A 1,844-nucleotide genomic window follows, 5' to 3' on the forward strand; every position below is an offset into this window, starting at 1 on the left:
CCGAAGACAGAAGTAGAGGTTAGCCAAGAGCAAGGGTGTCCGTGGCGACGCGGAATCTGAAGGAAGCTGGAGGCAAAACACCGGTCCGAGGAACACGAATCTCATATAAGGCTAGGTATGATTGGATGAGTTTGCATTACAAAACAAAGTCCTTTCTGTCGAAGGTCATATCGAGTAAATGAGGCGGATAGATGGTGTGAAAGTGCATACGCTTACCCGGGGAGGTCTGATGGAAACGTGAAGTACCCTTCATAACCTACTTGGTGACAAGTAGCTGAACCATCAGAAGTCAGCAGAGGTCATAGTACGATTGGGTCTAGAACTAATCGGAAGGGCTGAACAACTAAGAGAGAATAGCCCTTGGCATTCCACCTTGAATGAATAAACACAGAAAACAGGGAAACCTCACGCTTAGAAAGTAATGGTGAAGTCCATGAGGGTATTTGCGGAGGGTGTAGTTCAGGTGGGCATAAGAAGACAAGCTATTCACGGAAAGGAACGAAATGGTAATGTTGAATCAAATTCTAGCACGTCCGAATATGATACAAGCATTAAAGCGAGTGGAAGCGAATAAAGGAAGCCAGGGAGTAGACATGATGCCCGTACAAACCTTACGTCAGCACATCCTCGAAAACTGGGAATCCATTAAAGCACAAATTCTAGCGGGAACCTATGAACCGCAACCAGTACTTCGTGTCGAAATCCCGAAACCAGACGGCGGTGTGCGTCTATTAGGAATCCCAACCGTGACAGATCGTTTGATTCAACAAGCTATATCGCAGATATTATCAAAGGAATATGACCAAACTTTTTCGGACAACAGTTATGGATTCCGTCCAAATCGGAGTGCTCATGACGCAGTCCGAAAAGCGAAGGGCTATATGAAGGAAGGATATCGTTGGGTTGTAGATATGGATTTAGAGAAATTCTTTGATAAGGTCAACCATGACCGATTAATGGCAACATTAGCGAAAAGAATTCATGATAAATCATTATTAAAACTTATCCGTAAATATCTCCAAGCTGGTGTCATGATAAATGGAGTTATTTCGAGTACAGACGAAGGAACACCGCAAGGTGGACCATTAAGTCCACTTCTTTCGAATATCGTTTTAGATGAACTTGATAAAGAATTAGAGAAGCGTGGACACAAATTCGTTCGATACGCAGACGACTGCAATATTTATGTGAAAAGTAAACGTGCAGGGGAGCGTACAATGGCAAGTGTACAACGATTTATTGAAAGGAAACTTCGGTTAAAAGTAAATGAAACGAAGTCAGCAGTTGACCGCCCATGGAACAGAAAGTTCCTTGGTTTTAGCTTCACGAAGAATAAAGAGCCAAAAGTTCGAATCGCGAAAACAAGCCTTGAACGAATGAAGAAGAAAATACGAGAAATTACCTCTAGAAAGAAGCCATTTTCAATGGAATACCGTATCGAGAAATTAAATCAATATTTAATAGGATGGTGCGGATATTTTGCGCTCGCAGACACACCTTCAATATTCAACAGGTTAGACAGCTGGATTAAAAGGCGGTTGCGAATGTGCCTTTGGAAGAATTGGAAGAAACCCCGAACGAGAGTCAGAAATCTCATTCGTTTAAAAGTTCCATACGGAAAAGCGTACGAATGGGGTAATACCCGAAAAGGATACTGGCGCATCTCAAAAAGCCCCATATTACACAGAACCCTCGGCAATTCCTATTGGAATGGCCAAGGGCTGAAAAGTCTGCAAGTTCGTTACGAAACTTTGCGTTATTCATCTTAATTGAACCGCCGTATACGGAACCGTACGTACGGTGGTGTGAGAGGTCGGGAGTTAATCACTCCCTCCTACTCGATT

At 43.1% G+C, this 1,844-nt stretch carries 1 protein-coding gene; it reads left to right on the forward strand.

The features are described from left to right. The first annotated feature begins 509 nt into the window (after positions 1-509). Entirely contained in the window at positions 510-1,769 is a 1,260-nt protein-coding gene (gene ltrA, locus H131_RS22270) for a group II intron reverse transcriptase/maturase (protein WP_196228956.1), read from the forward strand. Positions 1,770-1,844: the final 75 nt, after the last annotated feature.

It is taken from the genome of Lysinibacillus sphaericus OT4b.31 (genome assembly GCF_000392615.1).
In the GTDB taxonomy this organism is placed as follows: domain Bacteria; phylum Bacillota; class Bacilli; order Bacillales_A; family Planococcaceae; genus Lysinibacillus; species Lysinibacillus sphaericus_B.

Coding starts and splice junctions, on each gene's coding strand:
- ltrA (WP_196228956.1), top strand. CDS start 510: ATGTTGAATCAAATTCTAGCACGTCCGAATATGATACAAGCATTAAAG.